Annotated in this window: 4 protein-coding genes; 2 read left to right on the top strand and 2 right to left on the bottom strand. The window is 74.7% G+C overall.

What is annotated here, in order from left to right:
- Window positions 1-625, top strand: a 625-nt coding sequence (locus tag AB0F11_RS37790) for a helix-hairpin-helix domain-containing protein (RefSeq protein WP_362184336.1), incomplete at its 5' end; no start/stop codon positions are given.
- Window positions 626-668: 43 nt separating this feature from the next.
- Here the strand turns inward: AB0F11_RS37790 and AB0F11_RS37785 are convergent.
- Window positions 669-1,712, bottom strand: coding sequence for a helix-turn-helix domain-containing protein (locus AB0F11_RS37785; protein WP_362184334.1), 1,044 nt, complete (start codon window positions 1,710-1,712; stop codon window positions 669-671).
- Between the two features lie 154 nt (window positions 1,713-1,866).
- Between AB0F11_RS37785 and AB0F11_RS37780 the strand changes: the two genes are divergently transcribed.
- Complete coding sequence (locus AB0F11_RS37780) at window positions 1,867-2,697, top strand: dienelactone hydrolase family protein (RefSeq protein WP_362184332.1); 831 nt, start codon at window positions 1,867-1,869, stop codon at window positions 2,695-2,697.
- Between the two features lie 29 nt (window positions 2,698-2,726).
- Here the strand turns inward: AB0F11_RS37780 and AB0F11_RS37775 are convergent, their stop codons facing one another.
- Window positions 2,727-3,962, bottom strand: coding sequence for a GNAT family N-acetyltransferase (locus AB0F11_RS37775; protein WP_362184330.1), 1,236 nt, complete (start codon window positions 3,960-3,962; stop codon window positions 2,727-2,729).
- Window positions 3,963-4,100 lie beyond the last annotated feature (138 nt).

Here is a 4,100-nt window from a genome sequence, read left to right as displayed (position 1 = left end):
CGACCTGTTCACGCTCACCGTCGACCAGCTCACCGCCGCCTCCGGCAGCGCCAGGCGGGGCGCCAAGCTGGCCGAGCAGATCACGGCCGCCAGGTCCCGTCCCCTCAGCCGGGTCTTCTGCGCCCTGGGGGTGCTCGGCACCGGGCGCAGCATGTCACGGCGCATCGCCCGGCACTTCGGCACGATGGAGGCGATCCGCGAGGCCGACGCGGCCGCCATGCAGGACGTGGAGGGGATCGGCCCGGAGAAGGCCCCCGTCATCGTCGAGCAGGTCGCGGCCCTGGCCCCGGTCATCGACAAGCTGATCGCAGCGGGAGTCAACCTGGCCGAGCCGCAGGAGCCTGCGGGCGCGCAGGGTCCGGGGCCGCTGGACGGCAAGGTCGTGGTGGTCACGGGCAAGATGGCCGGGCCCTTGGAGGGCTTCGGGCGGACCGAGATGAACCTGCTGATCGCGAAGGCCGGCGGGCGCGCGGGCAGCAGCGTCAACTCGAAGACCACGATCCTGGTCGCCGCACCGTCCGCGAGCGGCAAGCCCAGTTCGAAGGCGGTCAAGGCGGCCGAGCTGGGCGTCGAGGTCCTCGCACCGGAGGCCTTCGCCGAACTGGTCGCCGCTCACCTGGACTGAGCAGGGCGCACAGAGCCCGGGCAGGCGGCGCACGCCTTCCGTGTCATCCGCCCCCGGGTTCGCGGCGGCGGAAGGCGGCCCGGTAGGCGCTCGGGCGGTGGCCGGTGTGGCGGGCGAAGAGGGCGGCGAAGGTGCCGGGGTCCTGGTAGCCCACGGCGGCCGCGACGGCGGCGACGGTGCGGTCGGTGGTCTCCAGGAGGTGGCGGGCGCGGCGGACGCGGGAGGCCTGCAGATGGTTGAGCGGGCTGCGTCCGGTCTCCTCGGCGAAGCGGCGCAGCAGTGTGCGGGTGCTGACCCGGAAGGCGGCAGCGAGCGCGGCGAGATCGTACGGCTCGGCGAGGTGCTGGTCGAGCCTCCGCATGACCTGCTGGGAGAACTCCCGGCCGGGCTGCGGCAGGAGCCTCGGGTCGACGTACGGGGTCTGGGAGGTCCGCGCGTCGTCGACGAGCGCCACCCGGGCGGTGGTGCGGGCCACCCGGGCGCCGCTGTGCCGGCGGATCAGGTCCAGCGCGAAGTCGTACATGGCGGAGAAGGCGGCCGTGGTCGTCACCCCCGTGTCGGTGACGACCAGGTGCTCGGGCCGCACGTCGGCGTCCGGGCAGCGCCTGGCCAGTTCGCCGGCGTGCAGCCAGGAGGTGGTGGCCCGGCGCCGGTCGAGGAGCCCGGCCTCGGCGAGCAGGAACGCGCCCACGCAGAGGGAGACGACGGCGGTACCGGCGGCGGCCTGCGCGCGGATCGCCTCGATCTCGGGGGCCAGCCGCGCGAGCCGCGCGCCGAGGTCGTCGTCCGGGCGCAGTTCGAAGCCGGGGACCACCAGGACGTCGACCTCGCGCAGGGGACGCACGTCCAGGCTCGCGCCGCCCGAGGCGGTGACGCGGCGGCGGGGCGAGAGGACCGACACCCGGTAGCCGGGCGCGTCCGGTCCGGCCACGTGTCCGGCCATCGTCAACAGGTCGGGGACGCCGAACACTTCGGACGCGAAGCAGTCCGGGTACGCCAGGACCCCGACCCGCAGCGCACCCGGTCCGGCGCCCCGACCCGCACCGTCCTCCGGCTGCAGCGTCACCTCTGCCTCCGCCTCCGCCATCGCCCTCGTACTCCTCCGGTGTCCCCGCGGCCCGGGGTAGCCGACCCCGCGTACGGCTCGCCCTGGTCCGCCCGGCCTGCGCGTGGCGCGATTGCCCCCGGCCTTGGCGATCCGGCCCCTGACCCGGCGGCCGGTGCCGGACCAGGCTGGCCCCATGAGCAACGACGATCCGATCACCGACTTCACCCGCCGGAGCATGGCCGTGGAGGGGGTGGAGAAGACGGTGTACGTGGCCGGGGCCGGGCCCGCGGTCGTGGTGCTGCCCGAGATGCCGGGCATCAGCCCCGACGTCCTGCGGCTCGCGCGCTGGGTGCGGGACGCGGGCTTCACCGTCCACGTACCCTCCCTGTTCGGAACCGACGGCGCCTTCCCCACCGTCGAGGGCGGCCGGGAGGTGGTCCGCCGCGCCTGTGTCAGCGCGGAGTTCCGCGCCTTCGCCGGGGGTGGCACCAGCCCGGTGACGCTGTGGCTGCGCGGCCTGGCCCGCCAGGCACACGGCGCGTGCGGCGGGCCGGGGGTGGGCGCGATCGGCCTGTGCTTCACCGGCAACTTCGCCCTCACCATGGCCTTGGAACCCGCGGTGATCGCCCCCGTGGTCAACCACCCGTCGCTGCCGCTCGACGATCCCGGCGGCCTCGAACTCGACGCGGCGGACGCGCGCGCGGTACGCGACCGGCTGGACCACGACGGACTCTCCGTCCTGGCGTACCGCTTCGAGGGCGACCGCTGGTGCACGGGGCAGCGCTTCGCCGCCTACCGCGCGCTGCTCGGCGACGCCTTCGACGGGCGCGTCCTGCCGGACAGCGCGGCCAACCCGGCCCCGCCGCCCTTCTTCGCCGACCTGGTCGAAACCCCGCACAGCGTCGTCACCGCCCATCTCGTCGACGAGGCCGGCCACCCCACCGTCCGGGCCCGCGACGAGATCCTCGCCTTCCTCACGGAGCGCCTCCACCCGCACGGGAACCGGCCGGGGCCCGCCACCTGACCGGTCCGGCAAGCACTCCGGACGCGGGGTCAGAACCAGTGCAGGCAGTGCGGGGTGCGGTCGGCGCGGAAGAGGGCGTCGGCGAGGACGGCCGCGTCCGGGCGGTGGGCCCGGACGTGTCCGGCCCGCACGAGCGTGCTCGGGGCGGTTCCGCCGAGGTAGATCGAGCCCAGGTCGCTGACGTCCAGGGACAGGTCGGGCTCCCGGCCGGTCGGGACGCAGTCGGCCTTGCCGTCCCGGACGGTCAGCAGATAGCGGCCGTGCTCGCCCAGGAACGCGTCGGCGACGTCGAGGACGAGCTCGCCGTCCGTGAACCAGCCGCGCGAGGTCAGCGCACGCGGCACGTCCAGCAGCCGCACCCAGAGCCAGTCGGTGTCGCCGGTGACCTCGCCGGCGCGGAAGTCCTCGAACTGCCAGCGCAGCGGGTGCCCGGTCGGGACGTGCTTGAACACGATCCGGGTGACCAGGTCGTGCGCCAGCAGGAACCGGGCCAGGGCCGTGTACACGGCGTCGCCGGTGGCGATGGTCTCGTCGACGGTCAGGGTTTCGGACTCGCCGATCGAGTAGCTCGCGTACCCGTCCGGGACCCCGTCGGCGTCCCGGTGGACGGCGATGTACCGCGGCGCCCGCGAGATCGGCGGCTGGCCTGCGCCCAAGGACCACCAGCGGTGCGGCCGGGACAGCGCTCCGGGCTGTGCGCGGCGGTACCAGTCGTAGACCTCTTCCAGGATCCCGCCGCACTCGGCACGCCGCAGCACCTCGATCGAGCCGGTGTCCGAGCCGGTCGCCGGGGTGTCGGCCGCGCCGCGTGCCCGGGGAAGGGCCAGGGCCGCCTGGTGGCGCGGCACCGCCAGCCGCGCCGTGTAGGTCGCCGGTCCGTAGCCGAACCGGCGGTAGATCAGGGCCTCGGAGGCGAGCAGTACGGAGAGGCACTCCCCGCGGTCGCGCAGCGCGGTGAGCTGGTGCCGCATCATCGCGGTGAGCACGCCCTTGCGCCGGTGCGAGGGCAGGACGCCGACGGCGGTGACCCCCGAGGTCGGCAGGAGTACCTCACCGGGCAGGGTGAGCTCGAAGGAGTACGCACCGGCGGTGCCGACGGGCCGCCCGTCCGCGGTCCAGGCGATCAGGTTGCGGTCCATTTCGTACGCAGACCAGAACACCCCGCCGCCGTCCTCGCCCGGGGTCTCCGGGAAGCGCCCGAACGCCGCATGGACGGTGTCGATGAAGACCTCGTGGTCCTGGTCGGTCGTGGGACGAATGTCCATTGCTGCCGCTGCCTCCCCTGGATACCGACACCACGACCGCGGTGTCCCGCCACAGTGGACCGTCACCGCGTCGGCCGGTCAAGCGGATTACGCGGGGACCCGCGCCGGCGCGGGGGTGGGGGTGGGAGGCACAGCCCC

The sequence above is a fragment of the Streptomyces sp. NPDC032472 genome, assembly GCF_040636955.1.
GTDB lineage: Bacteria > Actinomycetota > Actinomycetes > Streptomycetales > Streptomycetaceae > Streptomyces.
The sequence above is the reverse complement of the archived record's forward strand: the minus strand, read 5'-3'. Positions and strand labels throughout refer to the sequence as shown.